Here is a 19,178-nt window from a genome sequence, read left to right on the forward strand (position 1 = left end):
CCCCGCGCCGAAGCGGAAACCGGCCCTGCTGCGGAGAGGAGGGGCCCGAGGGCCGGTTTCCGCTTCGGCGCGGGGAGGGGGGCTTGGAAGAGGTGGACATGGCGTTCGCGGCGTATACTCGCAACCCGCGTGAGATACGAGTTGCTCCTCCAGACGATGACGCCGGGCTCGCCTTATGAGGCGGCGCGGGTGGATGCCCTCCTTTCCGAGCGGGGCGTGGTCGCCCGGCCGGACGGCGTGCGCAGGTGGTCCTTCAAGAACGGCGACGTCGACATCGGCGAGCTGCGTGAGGGCGGACAGGTGGTGGCCACCGAGCTGCGTGTGCCGCTGTCGGACCGCCCCGACCTGATGCGCGAGGCCGTGGAGGCCGCGGCGGCCCTGGCCTCCGAGGCCGGTGTCCGGCTGGTGGACCCGCAGCTGGGCCGCTCGCTGACCGGCAAGGACGACGCCGGCGTGGTGGAGCAGTACGTCCGCACGGCGCGCTACGCGGGCGAGGTGGCCGGCGTGCCCGAGGCGATGGGCGCGGGCAGCTACGCGCTGGAGGCGGAGGGCTCCCGCGGCTTCCAGCTCTCCACGCGCATGGTCCTCATCGTCATGGGCATCTTCGTGGTCCTGTACCTGGTGGTGGACACCCTGGTGGGGCAGCTCGGCGGGCGCTGACGCGGCGGCGGAAGACGAGCACGACCCCTCTCGAAGCGTTACCTTGGGGGCGTGTTCCGCTACCTCCTCCTCGCCCTCATCGTGGTGCCCTTCCTCGAGCTCTACCTGCTCCTGGCCATTGGCCGGCAGATAGGGCCGATGCCCACCCTTGCCTGGGTGCTGGTGTCCGGCCTGGTGGGCACCGCGCTCTCCCGGCGGGAGGGCAAGCGGGTGCTGCGCCACTGGCGTGAGTCCATGGCGCGCGGCCAGGTGCCCGAGGAGGGCATCCTCAGTGGCTTGCTGGTGTTGGCCGGCGGCGTGCTGCTCGTCATCCCCGGCGTCATCACCGATGTCGTGGGGCTGCTGCTCCTGCTGCCGCCCGTGCGGCGCCTCATCTCCGCGCGCGTGCGCCGCACCCTGGAGCGCAAGGTGCGTGAGGGCTCGATGCACGTCACCACCTTCGGTGGCGGGGCGTTCGGGGGGGGCTTCCACGCGTCCGTGGGAGGCCCTTTTCCCGGAGGCCCCGTGCCGCGCTCTCCGCGGACCGACGCCCTGGAGCCGGACGCCGGCGGCACCGTGGCCCGCCGGCCTCAGGGCCCGCAGCCGGAGGTGGATGCCGAGTTCACCGAGGAGGAGCCCAGGCGGAGCTGACGCGCCGCCCGGACCTCAGTTCCCGCGCGAGCCCAGGCTGCCCACGCTGGCTTCCAGCGTGGTGGAGCCGGTGCGCCACGGCCGGGCCTGGTCCCTCAGCCACGTTCCAAGGCGGGCCACCAGGGCGCAGCCCACCAGCAGCGATACGCCGATGCCCAGTCCCTCCGGAAGCGTCAGGGTGGGGCCCACGCGGCTGGACAGGCCCGCGTAGCTGGACCAGCCGTACACGATGGGCAGGTGCAGCACGTAGACCCACAGCGACAGGCGGCCCAGGGGCGCCAGCAGGCCGCTGACCTTGCGCGGCAGCAGGTTGACCACGCCCAGCACCATCATCCCCTGGCCCACGCGGTACGCCACCAGCCACGCGCTGGCGGTGCCCCAGTCCTGGTTCTGCCCGCGCATGAACCAGAAGAGGCCGCCGCCCAGAATCAGCAGCGCCAGCCCCTGCGGCACGCCGGGGCGGAGGGTGCCCAGCAGGCTCGCGGCCAGCGCGCCCGCGAAGAAGTAGCTGGCCCACGGGAAGAACGGGAAGCGGCTGGCGCCGCCACTGCCGATGAACTGGGTCAGCGGCCCGGGCAACCCTTCACCCAGGGTCCACACGGTCGCGCTGACCAGCGGCAGGCCCACCGCGACCACCGCCAGCATCACCGTGCGTCCCCAGCGGCCCGGCGTCACCGCCAGCAGGGTGGCGCCCGCCAGGAGGGCGAAGCCGATGCACTGGAGCGCGTCGAAGACGAGCACCTTCGTCAGCATCTGCTCGGTCATCCCCATCTGGAGGACCGTGGACCACCCGGGCCAGTGGACGAGGTAGCCCAGGAAGATGAGCAGCAGCGCGCGCCGCACCCGCTTTCCGTAGGTGTCCCGGGCCGCCGTGGGCTTCGAGCCCAGCGCCGCGACCACCGCCCACCCCGCGACCATCAGGAACAGGGGCGCGGTGATGCCTCGGCAGGTCCAGTAGTGCTGGACCCACACGTCCGCACGCACGGCCGGCGACAACACCGCGTCCAGCGTGTGGCCGATGACCATCGCCATCACCGCGAGCCCGCGCGCGCAGTCGAGCCCGGGGTGCCGGGTGTCTCGTTTCTGGAAGGTGAAGGTAGGGCCGAGTTGACTCACGAGGTCCCCAGCATAGGCCGTGACTCGGGCCACGTCTCGAAAACGCATGAACGCGTCAGCCCCCGCTTCACGGAGAGACAGGGCGCCCTGACGGGGCGTGGGGTGCTACAGGGAGGGACATGCGCCTGCACGCCCTGCTGCCCAGCTTACTGTTGCTCGTCCTCCTGGCTCCTCTCGGCGCGCGCGCCGCGTCGGGGGATGCGTGGCTGGGGCCCGACAAGCCCAAGCACTTCGCGGCGTGTTTCGTGTTCGCGGGCGCGGGGTACGCCGGTGGCGCGCTGCTCTTCGACAATCCCCACGCGCGCTGGCTCACCGGCGCGGGGCTCGCGATGGGCGCGGGGGTGGGCAAGGAGCTCTATGACTTGGGGCGCGGGACGACGTTCTCGATGAAGGACCTGGCATGGGACGCGGTGGGCACGGCGTCCGGGCTCGCGGTGTCGTACGTGGTGGACCGGCTCGTCTTCCGCCGTGACGACACGCCGTCCGAGGTGGCCCGTCGGGCGCGGCTACGTCGCCCCGTCGCGCTCCGTCTCCACGTCGCTGGGGACGGGGGCCTCCCGGGGCGGCTCGCCACGCGCATGGCGTTCGACGAGCTGTATCAGCTCCTCTCGATGCAGCCTCGGGTCCACCGTCACCAGGGCGCCGCCGCGCCCGGCGTCGCTGGAGACGAGCACGGTGACCTTGCCGCGCGGGCACTGGTTCATGCAGCCGGAGGGGAGCACGCGGACCTGTTCCCCCAGGCCGCGTTCAGTGAGCGTGCCCTGGAGCCAGCGCGGCAGGTCCAGTCCTCCGGCACGCGCGCCGCCCTTCATCAGACACTTCCGGCAGACGAGCACTTCCACGTCCTCCACCGGTCCACCGCCGCTGCCGTCCCGCATCTGTCCTCCATCGTCTCGTCGATGCCGCTCGATGCGCCGCGCGCCCGGCCTTGAGGCACGGGAGCGCTGTTGCCCGAAGCACGCGCGGCGGCCTGGGACTGGGAGGTAGCGCGCTGTCGGGAATCGCGCAGGCCGCCCTGGTCGTTCGAGTGCTTCCGGAGCGGGAAGGCGGCCCGGTGGCTGATGGGTCCGGAAAGCGGACATACAGGGACGTCACGACGCGGCATTCCTGCCGGGTTGATTGCTGGTAGCTTGCGCCGCGCTATCGAAGCGGCCATGGAGGGCTTCCATGATTCAGAACCGGTGGGTCTCGCTGCTGTCGCTGTCCGCGCTGGGCGTCAGTGCGCTCGCGGGGTGTGAGCGGACGCCGCCGTCCGCCGAGGCGCCCGTGGCCGCGCCGGAAGCCCAGAAGCTGCCGGCGCCCAAGCCGATGACGGCCGAGCAGCTCGCGCACTTCTTCAAGCCGCTGCCCCAGCGCAAGGACGCGCCGCCTCCCCCCGAGGACACCGACGCCCAGGTGGCGCTGGGGCGGATGCTCTACTTCGAGCCGCGCCTGTCGAAGAACCACGACGTGTCCTGCAACACCTGCCACGGCCTGACGACCTTCGGCGTGGACAACAAGGCGCTGTCGGACGGCCACAAGGGGCTGAAGGGCACGCGCAACTCGCCCACCGTGTACAACGCGGCCGGGCACATCGCGCAGTTCTGGGACGGGCGCGCGGACACGCTGGAGGCGCAGGCCACCGGCCCCATCCTCAATCCGGTGGAGATGGCCATGCCGGATGAGAAGCGCGTGCTGGCCACGCTGACCTCCATCCCGGAGTACACGAAGCGTTTCCGTGAGGCCTTCCCGGGCGACAAGAAGCCGGTGACCATGGCCAACACGGCGCGCGCCATCGCCGCCTTCGAGCGCAAGCTCGTCACGACCTCGCGCTTCGACGCCTTCGTGGGCGGCAAGCACGACGCGCTCACGGAGCAGGAGCTGCGGGGTCTGCAGCTCTTCGCCACCACGGGGTGCACCACCTGCCACAACGGCCCCGCCGTGGGCGGTACCTCCTTCCAGAAGCTGGGCCTCATCGAGGACTACCCGGGCCTGAAGGACGCGGGCCGCTTCGACGCCACGAAGAACGAGGATGACCGGGGCAAGTTCCGGGTGCCCACGCTCCTCAACGTGGACAAGACGGGGCCATACCTGCACGACGGCAGCGTGGTGGAGCTGCCGCAGATGGTGCGGCTGATGGCGAAGCACCAGCTGGCGCGCACGCTGACGGACCCGGAGGTGGACGACCTGGTCGCCTTCCTCAAGAGCCTCACGGGGGAGCTGCCCCCCGCGGAGTTCATCGCTCCGCCCCAACTGCCCCCCAGCACCGCGAAGACGCCCAAGCCGGACCCGTCTTGAAACGTGCGCGGCGCCCCGCTCGTTGCTAAGCAGCGAGGCCCATGGACCGAATGCTCTTCTACGCCCACTCCGGGCTCCGCTATCTGGTGCTGCTGGCTGGAATCCTGGCCCTCGCGTACTTCGCCTACGGGCTCGCCACCCGGAAGCCCTTCGACAAGCTGGGGCGCATCCTGGGCTCGGCCTACTCCGGGCTGCTCCAGCTTCAGGTGCTGCTGGGCGTCGGCGTGCTGGTGACGCGCTTCTATTACCCGGCGCTCATCGGGCACATCGTGATGATGGTGCTCGCCGCCGGCGTGGCGCAGGCGACGCTGTCCATCAACCGCCGCAAGCCGCAGCCGGCCTTCGTGCTGCCGCTGGTGGGCGTGGTGGTGTCCATCGTCTTCATCATCGGCGGCATCATGGCCATTGGCCGTGGCGTGTTCACCACGACGGCGATGTGATCCGCGCCGGGTAAATGCTGCGCTGAATCACGGCGCGCGGCGCAAATGCTGCGCGCATCAGGCCAACCCCCACGCATGTCCGCCTGGGTGTTGGCCTTTCGTCATTCTGGCCCTCGCATTGCAATTCGTGCCGAGCGTGCCGGGCAGTGAGCCCGGCCTCCCTTCGAGGAGGGGCACGCGGCGATGCGGACACACGCCCAGGATGGACGACCGCGCATGGCGCGGGGGCTCGTCCCCGTCATTCAGCTTCTGGCCCTGGTGGCGGCGCCAGTGGCGGGAGCACAGAGCGCCTCGCAAGGAGCCACGCTCTTCACGCAGCGCTGCGCCACCTGTCACACGGTGGGCGAGGGCGACCGCGTGGGGCCGGACCTGCACGGCGTCATGGAGCGGCGCGACGAGGCATGGGTCACCCGCTTCATCACGAACCCCGGCGCCGTCATCGACGAAGGCGACCCGGTGGCCAACGCGCTGCTGAAGCAGTTCAACGGCATCCGCATGCCAGACCAGCAGCTCGCTCCGGAGGAGCTCGGCGCCCTCTACGCCTTCTTCCGCGACTGCTCGAAGAAGGGGCCAGGCGGCTGCAAGCCGTCGCCCGCGACGAAGATGGGCACGGACGCGACCTCGGAGGAGGTTGCGCGCGGCCGCCGGCTCTTCGAGGGCACGGAGGCCCTGGCGAAGGGCGGTCCCGCCTGTTTCGGCTGTCATGACGTGCGCGGGCTGGGCGTGGCGGGCGGCGGCACGCTGGGGCCCAACCTCACCTTCGCCTTCGCGCGCATGGGCGAGCGCGGCATGCGGCCTCTCCTGGCGAAGCTGGACACGCCGATGATGGCCGCGCTGTACGCGAAGGCCCCGCTGGAGGAGGAGGAGCAATACGCTCTCAAGGCGTACCTCGCGGACGTGTCGCGCGACGGCAGCAAGCCTCGCACGGACAGGGACTTCTTCTACCTGGGCCTCGTCGGGATGCTCGCGGTGCTCGGGTTCATGGGCGTTGCCTTCAACGCGCACGCCAAGCGAGGTCAGCCGTGAGTGAAGCCCTCTTCTCCGCCATCCCCTACGTGGCGGCGGGCGCGGCCGTGGCGGGCGTGGCGCGCCGGCTGATGACACGCGCGCCCGCGAGTGCCCCCAGCGCTCCCACCCCGTGGACGCTCTCTGGGCGGGCCGTGCTGGCGGGGGGCGTCATCGTGGCCCTCATCCATCTGCTGGGGCTGCTGGCGCCGCGCGCGATGCAGGCCTTCAATGCGTCGCCGGGCCGCCTCTTCACGCTGGAGGCGGTGGGCCTCATCGGCGCGCTGCTGCTCGCCTGGGGCCTGGTGGGCCTGACGCTGCGCCGGGCGCGAGAAGGGCAGTGGGGCACCGCCGCGCTGCTGGGGTTGCTGTTCGCGCAGTCGTGCTCCGGCCTCTACCTGGCGGTGGCGCTGCGCTGGGGCTCGGCCTGGTACGTCCACGTGGTGGTGCCGTACCTGCGCTCGGCGCTGGCCTTCCAGCCGGACGCGTCGCTGCTGACGCAGGCGCCCTTCATCGTCCAGTTCCACACCCTGTTCGGGATGGTGGTGCTGGCGCTGGCTCTCTTCATCCGCGCGCGGCCCGAGCCCCTCACCGCGCCCCTGCTCGTCACGCCTCGGGAGGAGACCGCCCGCTGACGCGGCGGCACACCCGTCATGAAAGACGCCTCGACTCGCTTCCCTCGTCGTGCCCTGACCGCTGCCTGGATGGGCCCGCTGGCCGCGCTCTCCCTGGCGGGCTGTAGCGGCCCGGTGAACAACCAGCAGGGCTACATGCCCGAGCAGCCCGTGGCCTTCTCCCACGCCGTCCACGCCGGGCAGTACGGCCTGGATTGTCAGTACTGCCACGTGGGCGCGGAGAAGAGCCGCCACGCCGGCGTGCCCTCCACCAGCGTGTGCATGAACTGCCACACGCAGGTGAAGACCGACTCGCCCGAAATCCAGAAGGTCGCGGCCGCGGTGGCGGAGAACAAGCCGCTGGCGTGGGTGCGCATCCACCGCCTGCCGGACCACGCGTACTTCAACCACGCCAGCCACGTGGGGGCGGGCCTGGACTGCCAGACGTGCCACGGGCCCGTGCAGGAGATGGTGCGCGTGGAGCAGAGGGAGCGCATGACGATGGGCTGGTGCCTGGACTGTCACCGCGACACGGCGGCGAAGCAGGTGTCCGCGCCGCCGCCTTCCGCGCCCCGCGCTGGAGAGCTGTTGGCCCTGTCATCCGGCGCACCCGCACCGGAGCCCTTGAAGGCCCCTCGAATCCTGCAGCCCCCCACGGACTGCTCGAGCTGCCACCGCTGAGGAGTCCCATCCATGTCCGACCCACTTCCCAAGTACTGGCAGAGCCTGGCGGAGCGCGCTGGCGACCCTGGCGCGCTCGCACAGACGCAAGATGAATTCGCGGAGCCGCTCCCCGTGGGCGTCGCCGCCACGCCTCCGGATGCGAGCAGCCGCCGTGACTTCTTCAAGGTGATGGGCCTGAGCGCCGCGGCGGCCATGGTGGCCTGCCAGCGCGCGCCGGTGCAGCAAATCATCCCCTACGTGGCGCGCCCGGATGAAGTCACGCCGGGGCTGGCGCTCTGGTACGCGTCCACCTGCAACGGGTGCATCGCCCGGTGCGGCCTGCTGCTGAAGACGCGCGATGGCCGCCCCATCAAGGTGGAGGGCAACGACGAGCACCCCGTGTCGCGCGGCGGCGTGTGCGCGGTGGGCCAGGCGTCGGTGCTGTCGCTCTACGACGCGAGCCGCGCCCGTTACCCCACCCGCGGCGCCACGCGCGTGTCCTGGACGGACCTGGACGCGGACGTCACGCAGGCCCTGCGCAAGGCCGCGGAGGCAGGGAAGGGCATCCGCGTGGTGTTGCCCTGGCACCTGGGGCCCACGGCGGAGGCGGCCGTGAAGCGCTTCCTGACCGCGTACCCTACCGCGCGCACCGTGCGCGACGAAGCCCTGGGGGAGCTGTCCGCCATCGCAGACGCCCACCGCGTCACGCATGGCGTGCGCGCCGTGCCGGACTACCGCTTCGACAAGGCCGCCGTCATCGCCAGCTTCGGCGCGGACTTCCTGGGGACGTGGGTGTCGCCCGTGGCCTTCACCCGGCAGTACGCGGAGTCGCGCGACGCGGCCCGGCGCCGGACGATGTCGCGGCACTTCCAGGTGGAGCCGGTGATGACGCTCACCGGTGCCGCCGCGGACCGCCGCTTCGTGGTGGCGCCTTCCGATGTGGCGCTGGTGCTGGCCGACCTGGTGCGGCGGCTCGCCGTGAAGGCGGGCCGCGAGGTGCCCGGACTGGCGTCCCTGCCGCCGCCCGCGCTGGATGAGGCTTCGAGGGCGGAGCTCGCGGACACGTTGTGGGCCCAGCGCCAGGACGCCCTGGTGGTGGCGGGCGGTGATGACGTGGCCACGCAGGTGCTGGCCAACACCGCCAACGCGCTGCTGGGCAACGAGGGCCACGCGGTGTCGCTGGCGGACGGCACGGCGCTGGACGCGGACGCGCTGTCCCTGGGGACGCTGCTGACCGAGCTGCGCGCCGGCAGCGTGGGCGCGGTGCTCTTCATGGGCGTCAATCCCGTCTACAGCGACCCGCGCGGCGCGGAGCTGGCGGCGCTGCTGAAGGACGTGCCGCTCACGCTGTCCACCAGCGACCGGCGGGACGAGACGGCCGTGCACGTGGGCCTCCATGCACCGGAGTCCACCGCGCTGGAGTCGTGGGGCGACGCGGAGGTGCGCCGGGGCGTCGTGTCCCTGCGCCAGCCCGCGGTGGCGCCGCTGCACGAGACGCGCAGCGGCGTGGAGTCGCTGCTCCAGTGGGCGGGAGCGCCCCAGCCGCACTACGACTTCCTCCGCGCGCGCTGGGAGGCGGAGGTCTTCCCCCGGGCCAGCGGCCTGGGTCAGGGCTTCATCGCCTTCTGGGATGATGCCCTCCGCCGGGGCGTGGTGACGCTCGGCGCCGCCGCGGCGGAGGCACCCGCCTTCCGCGAGGAGGGGCTGGCGAAGGCGCTGGCCGGCGTGGCCCGTCATGCCGCGGAGTGGGAGCTGGTGCTGTACCCCACGGTGGCGCTGCGCGACGGCGCCCCCGCGAACAACGCCTGGCTCCAGGAGGTGGCGGACCCCATCACCAAGGTGACGTGGGGCAACCCGGCGTGCATCGCTCCGGCCCGCGCGAAGGCGCTGGGACTGAAGGACGGCGACGTCGTCCAGGTGCGCGCGGGGAGCACGACGCTGTCGGTGCCCGTGCTGGTGCAGGCGGGGACGCACCCCTCCGTCATCGCGGTGGCGGTGGGCTACGGCCGCACGCAGGCCGGGCGCGTCGCGGATGGCGTCGGCGTCAACGGCTACCCGCTGTCGGCGGTGGTGGACGGACGCGCGCGGCGCACGGTGCCCGGCGTCACGGTGCAGGCCACGGGCGAGCAGCAGCCCCTGGCGCTGACGCAGACGCACCACCGGCTGGAGGGGCGGCCGCACGTGCGCGAGGCGGAGCTGGCCGCCTTCCTGGCCAACCCGCGCGCGGGCAACGAGGTGCATGCGGGGCACGGCGGGGGAGGGCACTCGCTCTCCCTGTGGTCCGGCCACGAGTACAAGGGGCACCGGTGGGCGCTGGCGGTGGACCTGAGCGCCTGTACGGGGTGCTCGGCCTGCGTGGTGTCGTGCCAGGCGGAGAACAACATCCCCAGCGTGGGGCGCGACGAGGTGCTGCGCCGGCGGGACATGCACTGGATGCGCATCGACCGGTACTACCAGGGGGACGAAGCCAATCCCCAGGTCGTCCACCAGCCGATGATGTGCCAGCACTGTGAGAATGCCCCGTGCGAGACGGTGTGCCCGGTGCTGGCCACGGTGCACTCCAGCGAGGGCCTCAATCAGCAGGTCTACAACCGCTGCGTGGGGACCCGGTACTGCGCCAACAACTGCCCCACGAAGGTCCGCCGCTTCAACTGGTTCGACTACGAGCACGCCGAGCCGTTGGAGCGGATGGTGCTCAACCCGGACGTCGTGGTTCGCAGCCGGGGCGTCATGGAGAAGTGCTCGATGTGCGTGCAGCGCATCCAGGAGTCCAAGGCGGCCGCGAACCGGGAAGGCCGCCCGCTGCGTGACGGGGACATCCAGACGGCGTGCCAGCAGAGCTGCCCCGCGAAGGCCATCCACTTCGGTGACGTGAACGACCCCGACAGCCAGGTGGCGCGACTGGCGAAGGACGGGCGCGCGTTCCGGCTGCTGGAGGAGCTGAACATCGGGTCGTCCATCACCTACCTCACGAAGATCCGGAACACCGGGTCGGGAAGCGGCACATGAGCAACCAGCATCTGTCCCCGCTGCGCGAACCGCTCGTCACCGAGCCGCGCACCCTGGGCCAGCTCACCGAGGAGATCTGCGCCCCCATGGAGCGGGCCCCCACGTGGAAGTGGTGGGTGGCCTTCGGCATCGCGGTGTCCGTGCTCGGCACGGGCGCCGGCATCGTCGGCTACCAGGTGGCCACGGGCATCGGCACCTGGGGCCTGAACAAGAGCGTCGGCTGGGGCTTCGACATCACCAACTTCGTGTTCTGGGTGGGCATTGGCCACGCGGGCACGCTCATCTCCGCCATCCTCTTCCTCTTCCGGCAGAAGTGGCGCACCAGCATCAACCGCGCGGCGGAGGCGATGACGCTGTTCGCCGTGATGTGCGCGGCGCTCTACCCCATCATCCACCTGGGGCGGCCGTGGCTGGCCTTCTGGGTGATGCCGTATCCGAACGACCGCGGCAGCCTGTGGGTGAACTTCCGCTCGCCGCTCTTGTGGGACGTGTTCGCCATCTCCACGTACTTCACCGTGTCAGCGGTGTTCTGGTACGTGGGCCTGATTCCGGACCTGGCCACGGTGCGTGACAGGGCGAAGGCGGGGATTCGCAAGGCCGTCTTCAAGGTGATGTCGCTGGGGTGGACGGGCTCGAACCGGACGTGGAGCCGCTACGAGACGGTGTACCTGCTGCTGGCGGGCCTGGCGACGCCGCTGGTGCTCAGCGTGCACACCATCGTCTCCATGGACTTCGCCACGTCCGTCATCCCTGGATGGCACACCACCATCTTCCCGCCGTACTTCGTCGCGGGCGCGGTGTTCAGCGGCTTCGCCATGGTGCTGACGCTGATGATCATCACCCGCGTGGTGCTGGGCTATGAGCACCTCATCACCCTGCGCCACCTGGAGAACATGACGAAGATCATCATCGTCACGGGTGGCCTGGTGTCGCTGGCGTACGCGACGGAGTTCTTCATCGCCTGGTACTCGGGCAACCCCTACGAGCGCTTCGCCTTCATGAACCGCGCCTTCGGCCCCTACGCCTGGGCGTACTGGATCATGGTGACGTGCAACGTGGTGTCGCCGCACCTCTTCTGGTTCAAGAAGATTCGCACCTCGCCCGCGGCCATCTTCGTCCTGTCGCTGGTCATCAACGTGGGCATGTGGTTCGAGCGCTTCGTCATCATCGTCACCAGCCTCCACCGTGACTTCCTGCCGTCGAGCTGGGCCATGTACACGCCGACGATGGTGGAGGTGGGCACCTTCATCGGGACGTTCGGGCTCTTCTTCACGCTGTTCCTGCTCTTCGTCCGGGTGCTGCCCATCATCTCCATCGGCGAGGTGAAGAGCGTGCTGAACTTCGCTCGTGAGGGCCACGGAACGCAGCCGCACCCGCCCGCGAAGCCGGTCGCCGAGGAGCCGCACCCCGTGGCCCACCGGCCCGTTGCATCGGCGCCGCTGGCCATCGCCACCCGAAAGGACGCCCCCGTATGAGTGCCCCGGTTCTCATCGGTTACTTCGACAGTGAAGCGCAGGTGCTCAACGCCACCCGAGCGGTGCGCGAGGCGGGCTTCGTCCTCCACGACGTGTACACCCCCTACGCGGTGCACGGCCTGGATGACGCCATGGGCCTCAAGCCCAGCCGCCTCACGTGGGTGTGCTTCGGCGCGGGCCTGCTGGGCTGCACGCTGGCGCTGTCGCTCCAGTACTACACCAGCGTGGTGAGCTGGCCGCTCAACGTGGGCGGCAAGCCCTTCAACTCGTTCCCCGCCTTCATCCCGGTGGCCTTCGAGCTCACGGTGTTGTTCGCCGCGCTGTCGACGGTGGCGGCCTTCCTGGCGCGCGCGAGGCTGTTCCCCGGGAGCCGCCGCTCGGTGCTGCCGCGTGTCACGGACGACCGGTTCGCCATCGCGGTGGCCCCGCGCGAGGCCCCGTCCGAGCTGGACGCGGCCGAGGACCTGATGCGCCGCCATGGCGCGGTGGCGACGGACCTGCTGGAGGAGGTGGCGTCGTGACAAGGCTGCATCTGGGCGTGGTGGTCCTGAGTCTGACCGTCGCGGGCTGCGAGCAGGACGAGACGCGGCCCAACTTCGAATACGCGCCGGACATGGTGTCGTCCGTGCCGTTCGACACCTTCGCGGCCAACCCCGTCACCGTGGATGGCAAGACGCTGCTGTCGCCGGTGACGGGGACGGTGCCGCGTGGGCATCAGCCGCTGCACCTGGCCGCGGGGCCGGAGGAGGCCGCGCGCGCGGGGCGGGAGCTCCAGAATCCGTACCCGGCCTCGCCGGAGGTGCTGGCGCGGGGGAAGGTGACCTTCTCGCGCTACTGCGGGCCGTGCCACGGCACGGAGGGCCTGGGAGACGGGCTCGTCACCGCGCGCTTCCCCATGCCGCCGTCGCTGCTGGCGGAGCGCGCGAAGCAGCTTCCGGACGGACAGATGTTCCACATCATCACCCATGGGCAGGGGTTGATGCCGGCCCATGGCTCGCAGGTGGCCCCTGAGGACCGGTGGAAGATTGTCCACTACGTCCGGACCTTGCAGGACCCCGCGCGGACGGCGCGGAAGGACGTGCCATGAGTACTTCGACGCATGAGGAGGCCGCTGTTTCGAGCAGCGGCTTCGAGGTTCCTCCCGCCGTGCACCGCGCGGCGCAGGTGTTGGCCGGCGTGGGCCTGGGCATCCTGGTGGCGGGGTTGGCCATCGCGCGCGAGCGTGCCCTGACGAGCCTGCTCACCAGCGGCTTCTACTTCCTGTGTCTGGGCCTGGGCGGCGCGGTGTTCCTGGCGCTGATGTACGTGGCCAACGCGGGCTGGTTCACCGTGTTCAAGCGCATCCCGGAGGCCTTCGCGGCCTACGTGCCCTGGGGCGCGGTGACGATTCTGGCGCTGCTGCCCTTCGTGTCCACGCTGTATCCGTGGGCGAAGCCGGGCGTCATGGAGACGGACCACCTGCTGCACGAGAAGGCCGCCTTCCTCAACGTGCCCTTCTTCGCGGTCCGCATGGTGGTGATGCTGGCGCTCTGGGTGGGCTTCACCTGGATGCTGCGGCGCATCTCCCTGCGGCAGGACGTGGAGCGCTCCCCGGAGCTGGCCGGGCGCAACGTGACGGTGTCGGCGGTGTTCCTGGTGCTCTTCGCGCTGACCTTCTGTCTGGCCGCGTTCGACTGGTTGATGACCCTGGAGCCGCACTGGTTCAGCACCATCTACGCCCTCTACAACTTCGCGGGCCTGCTCAGCTCCACCGTGTGCGCCATCACCGTGGCGGCGATCCTGCTCCACCGCGCGGGCGCGCTCCCGCAGCTCAACACCAGCCACCTGCATGACTTGGGCAAGCTGATGTTTGGCTTCGCCACGCTGTGGGCCTATCTGTGGTTCTCGCAATTCCTGCTCATCTGGTACGCGAACATCCCGGAGGAGACGGTCTACTTCGTGACCCGTCTGCACGGCACCTGGGCGGTGGCCTTCTACGTAAACGTGGCGCTCAACTGGGCGCTGCCCTTCGTGTTGCTGCTGCCCCGGCCGGCGAAGCGCAATCCGTCACATCTGCTGCGCGTGGCCGCCATCCTCCTGGTGGGGCGCTGGTTGGACCTCTACCTGATGGTGGTGCCGGGCAGTCAGCCTGACGGCGTGGCGCTGGGCGTGTTCGAGCTGGCGGGCTTCGTGGGCATGGCCGCGCTCTTCACGCTGGCGGTGACGCGCACCGTGCGCTCCACGCCCATGGTGCCGGTGGGTGACCCATACCTGGTGGAGAGCCTGCACCACCACACCTGAGCCTGTTTCAAAGAAAGGGAGCGGTGGAAGCCTCGGCGCCGAGGCCTCCCCGGATGCCCGCTCCCCCACCGCGACGCCGTCCGCCTTCCTCGGCGGGCGGCGTTGCCCTTTCCAGGGCAGGTGTGGACGGGGTGGTGCTCCAGGTCGTCGCCTCGCGCCAGGAAGAGGTGGTGCGCTCCTCGCTGCCGAACGTCACCTTCTGCGGCTCCCATGAAGCCGGGGCGACGCATCCCGGTGTGGACCTGGGCAAGAGGGCGCGCCCACTTTCGCTTCGGCAGGGGACTGCCGGAAGTATGACGTGGGCATCCGGGATGCGCTGCTGGGAGGCGCCCGTGACGCCCGTCCAGGCCGTGTTGGAGGCAGGTGTTCGGGCCCAGGCGCGCGGCTGTTCGCAGTCACTGGACCTTACGGAAGAAGCGCGTGCCGCCTTCGCCGCGGACGCCAGCCCCTGAGTGCGCGCGGGGTATTGGTCTCCGCTGTATACATAATTTAACATGCGGGTCGAATCTCATGGGGAGGGGTTTCACGTGGGTGACGACCGGAACACTGAGGGGGAGACCGCGATGATTTCGCGGCAGCCCATCGCCGTGGTGGGGGTGTCGGGGCGGTTCGCGGGCGCCGCGGACCTGGAGGCGTACTGGGCCAACCTGGGCCAGGGCGTTGACTCGGTGGTGGAGGTGCCCGCCTCGCGTGGCGCGCTGGATGCCCCGCTTCCCGGAGGGCATGTGGCTCGCTCGGGGCTGTTGGACGCGGTGGACCCCCAGCAGCGTCTGGTGCTCGAGCACTGCTGGCGCGCCCTGGAGGGCGCCAATCACGCGCCGGGGACACAGGTGGGGGCCCGGGTGGGCGTGTTCATGAGCCTGCGCCCATCGGACGACGGCGCCGGGCTTCCACCTCGCGAGGACACCGCGCGCGCCGACCTTCCACTGGACACGGCGGCGTCGCTGCTGCTGGCGCGGGTGTCGCGCATGCCCGGCATCCAGGGTGCGAGCCTCGTGGTGGACGCGGCCTGTGCGTCCTCGCGGGTCGCCATCCATCTGGCCTGCCGACGGCTGTGGGCGGGTGAGCTGGAGTGGGCGCTGGCGGGAGGCGTCTTCGCAATGCCCTCCCCAATCACTCATGACCTGACCGCCCAGGCGGGGATGTCGTCGCCGGGAGGCCGGAGCCGGCCGTTCTCGAAGACGGCGGATGGGCTCGTTCCCTCCGAGGACGTTGGCGTGGTGGTCCTCAAGCCGCTGGCGCGCGCGTTGACTGACGGAGACCGCATTGTCGCGGTCATCCGCGGCAGTGGCGCTGCCCAGCGTGGCGGACTCCCAGGTGCCCCCGCCACGTGGGCGGCGCCAGTTGAAGTCAGGGCGCCTGTCAGCGCCAGCGTTCGGACCGCGCCGGTGCGGGACGCACACGCCATTGAACGCACCGGGCCCGAGGTGGACGTGACGTTGCTTCCCGAGAATGCAGTCCTGCTGGAGTCCGGATGGCGAGCCCTGGAGTCGCACCCGGAGCATGTGCCGCTGGACCTTTCGGGGACGCTGGTCGTGCTGGTGAACGACGAGACGCTCGACCTGGCTCGGGAGGCGCTCGCGGCGTTCGGGCCGGCGCAGGCCTTCTTCGTCGCGGATTGTGGCCTGGGGCGTCCAGGCGTCAACGCGCTGATGGACTTCGAGCGGTATGAAGCGGGCGTCCGCATGGGGGAGGAGCTCGGCGCGCGACCGGGGCGGCTGGCCGGCATCATCGACCTGTCGGACCTGCGCGCCGTCCCTCGCTCACGCGGGGAGGATGGCGCGCCCCGGCTCGATTCGCTCGGCCGCGTCGGCCTGTTGCAGACGCTGCTGAAGCGCAGGCGCAGCGAGTCCTTTCCGTTGTTGCACCTCACGCGCGGCCTGCGGCCCTTCATGGCGCACGGACCGCTGGACCTGGGCGGCGGGTGGATGGCGGCGCTGGTGAGCAAGCTCGGCGCCGAGTACGCGGGGCTGCGGGCGCGCACCGTGGACCTGGAGCGCATCCCCGAGAGCGCGGAGGGGCTGGCGTCCGTGTTGCGGTGGGAGCTGTCGCTCCATGAGCCTTGGGGAGAGGTGCTCATCCGGGACGGCGAGCGCTTCGTGCCCGGCCTGCGCCCGCTGGACGTCACGCCCGCGCCCCTGCCGCGCGTGTCCGCGGACAAGGTGTATGTCATCACGGGCGGGGTGCGCGGCATTGGTCTGGAGGTCGCGAGGCATCTGGTCGCGCGTGGGGCCCGTCGGCTCGCGCTCATGGGGGTGCGTCCTCTGCCACCGCGCGCGCAGTGGGACGCGCTGCTCGCCGACCCGGCGGCGGACGCGGCGCTGCGCGAGCGCATCCGGCCGCTGCGTGACCTGGCCGCGCGTGGCGTCGAGCTCCGTGTCCACTGCGGCGAATTGACGGAGGCCTCGTCGCTGGAGGCGTTCCTGCGCGAGGTCCGGGCGAGCGTCGGCCCCATTGGGGGCTGCATCCACTCCGCGGGGGCCGTCTTCTTCGACCCGCCGTCGTTCAGCAGCAAGCCCCTGGCCCAGCTTCGCGCGGTCGTGGAGCCGAAGGTGGATGGCCTGACGGCGCTGGAGCGAGCGCTGGCCGGGGACGCGCTCGACTTCTTCGTGTGCTTCTCCTCCGTCTCCTCCGTGGCTCCCACGCTCGCGGCCGGCATCGTGGATTACTCGGCCGCGAACGCGTTCATGAACATGCTCGCCGAGCACCGGCGCGCGGAGGGGCGGAGCGCCTACCAGTCCATCATCTGGCCCAACTGGAAGGGCGTGGGGATGGGCGAGGTGGGCAGCGCCGCCTACCGCGCGCTCGGGTTGGCCGCGCACTCCACCACGGAGGGGCTCGCCCTGCTTGACGCGGCGCTGAGTTCCCGGTGTGCGGTGGTGATGCCGGCCGTGGTCGAGCCGACCCTCTTCACCCTGGATGCATTGCTTCGGCCCCGGGCGCGCGCCTTGCCCACGCGCGTCTCGAATGGCGCGCCGATGGCACCTCCGCCCGCGCCACGCACGGCGCCCGTGCCCCAGCAGGTGGCGCCCGTGCCGCTCCAGGCGTCGCCGCCCGCCATGGTCGCGGCCGTCGAGTCGCCGCCTTCTCCGCGGCCGGCCGAGGTGCTGCTCGCCGAGGTCCAGCGGTGGCTGCGTCAGACGCTCGCGCGGACCTTGAGCCTGTCCGAGGCGCAGGTCGCGGCGGATGCGGACTTCGAGTCCCTGGGGCTCGACTCCATCCTCCTCATCGAGGTGATGACGAAGCTGGAGGGGTGGCTGGGGCGGCAGATCGACCCCGCCCTGCCGCTCCAATACCGGTCGGTCCAGGTGCTGGCGGAGCGGCTGGTGGAGACCTATCCCGACGCGCTCCGGGCGGTGTGTGGCGCGCCGGCAGCGCCCGAGCCGGCTCGCGTGGCGCCGCGAGTCGCGCAGGTGGCGCGCGCGCCGGATGGAGGCTCGCTGTCTGGCGGTGTGACGGCCGCCCCGGAGCCGCGACGCCCCGCCGCGAAGGGCCCCCGGCTCGCCGCCCTCTCGTTGGCGGCCCAGGCCGAGAACACCCCTGTCGCCGAAGGCCCGGCGAGGCCCGTGGGCGCGGTGGAGCCCATCGCGGTGATTGGCATGGCGTGCCACTTCCCGGGCTCCCCCGACCTGGAGGCGTACTGGCGAACGCTGCGGGAGGGACTGGACCACATCCGGGAGGTGCCCGCGTCACGCTGGCGGACGTCGGACTTCTATTCCAGCAAGCACCAGCCAGGGCGGAGCGTGGGGAAGTGGGGTGGGTTCATCGAAGGCATCGAGCTCTTCGACCCGGACACCTTCCAGATTGCCCGTGCGGACGCGCCGTGTGTGGACCCGCTGATGCGGCAGTTTCTGGAGGTCAGCGTGCAGTGCCTCCAGCACGCCGGGTATGCCCGGGCGGAGGTGGCGGGGCGCAAGGTCGGGGTGTTCGTGGGCTCGCGGATGAGCGGGTATGCCACGCGGATGCCCGCGCCGACCCGCAATGGCGTCATCGGGTCGGGGCAGAACTTCATCGCGGCGCACGTGTCGCACTTCCTCGACTTGAAGGGGCCGGGGATGGTGGTGGACACCGCGTGCTCGTCCTCGCTGGTCAGCCTCCATCTGGCCTGCCAGAGCCTCTACTCGGGTGAGTCGGAGCTGGCGCTGGCCGGCGGGGTGGACATCCTGCTCGACGAGGCCGTCTACCTGACGCTGAGCGAGAGCCGGGCGCTGTCGCCGGACGGGCGGTGCAAGACGTTCGACGAGCGCGCGGACGGCTTCGTTCCGGGGGAGGGCGCGGGCGTGGTCCTGCTCAAGCCCCTGCGCAAGGCACTGGCGGATGGAGATCGCGTCCTGGGCGTCATCGACGCGACCGCGGTCAACAACGATGGCCACACCATGGGCATCACCACGCCCAACCCCTTGGGCCAGCGGGCGGTCATCGAGGAGGCCCTGCGCCGGGGCGGCGTCGAGCCGAGCACCATCAGCTACGTGGAGGCGCACGGCACGGGCACCCGGCTGGGGGATCCCATCGAGCTCAAGGCGCTCACCGAGGTGCTGGCCCCCGGGGGCGGGCGGCCGGGCACCTGCGCCGTGGGCAGCGTCAAGAGCAACTTCGGGCACCTGCTGAGCGCGGCGGGCGTCGCGGGCTTCATCAAGGTGGTGCTGTCGTTGATGCACCGGGAGCTGCCGCCCACGCTGCATTGCACGGCGCCCAACCCACGCTTCAGCTTCGAGTCCTCACCGCTCTTCCCCAACACCTCGCTCCGGGAATGGACACCGCTGGAGGGCGTGCGCCGCGCGGGAATCAGCGCGTTCGGCTTCGGGGGAACCAACGCGCACGTGCTGGTTCGGGAGGCGCCCGAGGGGGCACGGCCCCTGCGCGCGCCGTTGCCCCCCGTCGTCTTCTCGCGCCAGCGCTACTGGCTGGAGGCTCCGGCCCGGAGCGAGCGGGGCGCGCCGCCCGCCGCTCCTCCGGCTCCCCCGCGCCGCCGTCAGCTCGTCGCGCTGGAGCTGAGCGCGACGGGCTGA

16 protein-coding genes are annotated in these 19,178 nt (G+C 71.1%); 15 read left to right on the top strand and 1 reads right to left on the bottom strand.

The window, feature by feature from the left end; genetic code table 11:
- The first annotated feature begins 129 nt into the window (after window positions 1–129).
- A complete protein-coding gene (locus HNV26_RS26740; protein ID WP_171443778.1) occupies window positions 130–660 on the top strand; it encodes a hypothetical protein in 531 nt (176 codons plus the stop codon).
- A 51-nt stretch (window positions 661–711) separates the two neighbouring features.
- Complete coding sequence (locus HNV26_RS26745; protein ID WP_171443779.1) at window positions 712–1,290, top strand: FxsA family protein; 579 nt, start codon at window positions 712–714, stop codon at window positions 1,288–1,290.
- A gap of 15 nt (window positions 1,291–1,305) precedes the next feature.
- Here HNV26_RS26745 and HNV26_RS26750 read toward each other — a convergent pair whose 3' ends face one another.
- Window positions 1,306–2,454, bottom strand: a complete 1,149-nt coding sequence (locus tag HNV26_RS26750; protein WP_171443780.1) for an acyltransferase family protein — start codon at window positions 2,452–2,454, stop codon at window positions 1,306–1,308.
- Between the two features lie 71 nt (window positions 2,455–2,525).
- On the opposite strand from HNV26_RS26750, the gene HNV26_RS26755 reads away from it, so the two are divergent.
- From HNV26_RS26755 to HNV26_RS26820, 13 genes are all read left to right on the top strand, one after another.
- Window positions 2,526–3,338, top strand: a complete 813-nt coding sequence (locus tag HNV26_RS26755) for a YfiM family lipoprotein (RefSeq protein ID WP_171443781.1) — start codon at window positions 2,526–2,528, stop codon at window positions 3,336–3,338.
- A gap of 235 nt (window positions 3,339–3,573) precedes the next feature.
- On the top strand, window positions 3,574–4,683 hold the full coding sequence (locus HNV26_RS26760) for a cytochrome-c peroxidase (RefSeq protein ID WP_171443782.1): 1,110 nt from the start codon (window positions 3,574–3,576) through the stop codon (window positions 4,681–4,683).
- A 41-nt stretch (window positions 4,684–4,724) separates the two neighbouring features.
- Window positions 4,725–5,123, top strand: coding sequence for a hypothetical protein (locus tag HNV26_RS26765; RefSeq protein WP_090490155.1), 399 nt, complete (start codon window positions 4,725–4,727; stop codon window positions 5,121–5,123).
- Window positions 5,124–5,306: 183 nt separating this feature from the next.
- On the top strand, window positions 5,307–6,149 hold the full coding sequence (locus tag HNV26_RS26770; RefSeq protein ID WP_253817075.1) for a c-type cytochrome: 843 nt from the start codon (window positions 5,307–5,309) through the stop codon (window positions 6,147–6,149).
- Entirely contained in the window at window positions 6,146–6,763 is a 618-nt protein-coding gene (locus HNV26_RS26775) for a respiratory nitrate reductase subunit gamma (protein ID WP_171443783.1), read from the top strand. The genes HNV26_RS26770 and HNV26_RS26775 overlap by 4 nt, the downstream gene beginning before the upstream one ends.
- A gap of 18 nt (window positions 6,764–6,781) precedes the next feature.
- Window positions 6,782–7,423 (top strand): cytochrome c3 family protein, encoded by a 642-nt coding sequence (locus HNV26_RS26780; protein ID WP_171443784.1) that lies wholly within the window; start codon window positions 6,782–6,784, stop codon window positions 7,421–7,423.
- A 12-nt stretch (window positions 7,424–7,435) separates the two neighbouring features.
- On the top strand, window positions 7,436–10,414 hold the full coding sequence (locus tag HNV26_RS26785; protein WP_171443785.1) for a TAT-variant-translocated molybdopterin oxidoreductase: 2,979 nt from the start codon (window positions 7,436–7,438) through the stop codon (window positions 10,412–10,414).
- Entirely contained in the window at window positions 10,411–11,889 is a 1,479-nt protein-coding gene (nrfD, locus tag HNV26_RS26790) for an NrfD/PsrC family molybdoenzyme membrane anchor subunit (RefSeq protein WP_171443786.1), read from the top strand. The genes HNV26_RS26785 and nrfD overlap by 4 nt, the downstream gene beginning before the upstream one ends.
- Window positions 11,886–12,410, top strand: a complete 525-nt coding sequence (locus tag HNV26_RS26795; protein WP_171443787.1) for a DUF3341 domain-containing protein — start codon at window positions 11,886–11,888, stop codon at window positions 12,408–12,410. The genes nrfD and HNV26_RS26795 overlap by 4 nt, the downstream gene beginning before the upstream one ends.
- On the top strand, window positions 12,407–12,976 hold the full coding sequence (locus tag HNV26_RS26800) for a c-type cytochrome (RefSeq protein WP_171443788.1): 570 nt from the start codon (window positions 12,407–12,409) through the stop codon (window positions 12,974–12,976). Before HNV26_RS26795 ends, HNV26_RS26800 begins: the two co-directional genes overlap by 4 nt.
- On the top strand, window positions 12,973–14,169 hold the full coding sequence (locus HNV26_RS26805) for a hypothetical protein (RefSeq protein WP_171443789.1): 1,197 nt from the start codon (window positions 12,973–12,975) through the stop codon (window positions 14,167–14,169). Before HNV26_RS26800 ends, HNV26_RS26805 begins: the two co-directional genes overlap by 4 nt.
- A gap of 131 nt (window positions 14,170–14,300) precedes the next feature.
- Window positions 14,301–14,621, top strand: coding sequence for a hypothetical protein (locus tag HNV26_RS26815; RefSeq protein WP_253817076.1), 321 nt, complete (start codon window positions 14,301–14,303; stop codon window positions 14,619–14,621).
- Window positions 14,622–14,696: 75 nt separating this feature from the next.
- Window positions 14,697–19,178 carry a beta-ketoacyl synthase N-terminal-like domain-containing protein gene (locus tag HNV26_RS26820; RefSeq protein ID WP_216612740.1) on the top strand — a complete coding sequence of 1,494 codons (4,482 nt, stop codon included), beginning with the start codon at window positions 14,697–14,699 and terminating at the stop codon, window positions 19,176–19,178.

The sequence above is a fragment of the Myxococcus xanthus genome (assembly GCF_013116825.1).
GTDB classification, from domain to species: Bacteria; Myxococcota; Myxococcia; order Myxococcales; family Myxococcaceae; genus Myxococcus; species Myxococcus xanthus_B.